This is a genomic window from Vibrio sp. OPT46, assembly GCF_015163535.1.
Classification (GTDB): domain Bacteria; phylum Pseudomonadota; class Gammaproteobacteria; order Enterobacterales; family Vibrionaceae; genus Vibrio; species Vibrio alginolyticus.
In genome coordinates, this window is the sequence record NZ_JADDYG010000423.1 from 1 (window position 1) to 368 (window position 368).

The following is a 368-nucleotide window of genomic DNA, read 5'->3' on the forward strand; positions in this document are numbered from 1 at the left end:
TCATTCGATGTACAACGTGACCACATTAAGCTAATGAAGAACCTCAAACGTTTACTGAGAAGTGAAGGCACAATCGTATTTTCAAATAACAAACGTCACTTCAAGATGGATGAAGAATCACTCGCTGAATTGGGTTTGAAGGCTCAGAATATTTCTTCTCAAACGTTACCATTAGATTTTGCGCGTAATAAACAGATTCATAACTGTTGGCTAGTAACGCACGCGTAGTATAAACAAAAGGATTAATACGTGCTGATATTGTATAGCACGGAGGGATGCCATCTTTGTGAGATGGCATTTGCTCTAGTAGACCAAGTCGGTTTGGCCGAGCAAACAGATATCATTGATATTGCGTTCGATGATGTACT

Annotated in this window: 1 protein-coding gene and 1 pseudogene; both read left to right on the forward strand. The window is 39.4% G+C overall.

Features of this window, described 5'->3' with window-relative positions; translation table 11 throughout:
* Positions 1 to 228: pseudogene (gene rlmL / locus IQR33_RS18875) on the forward strand (23S rRNA (guanine(2445)-N(2))/(guanine(2069)-N(7))-methyltransferase); the annotation flags it as partial.
* A 21-nt stretch (positions 229 to 249) separates the two neighbouring features.
* Positions 250 to 368: glutaredoxin family protein (locus tag IQR33_RS18880; RefSeq protein ID WP_193843927.1), on the forward strand; the 119-nt coding region annotated here is incomplete at its 3' end.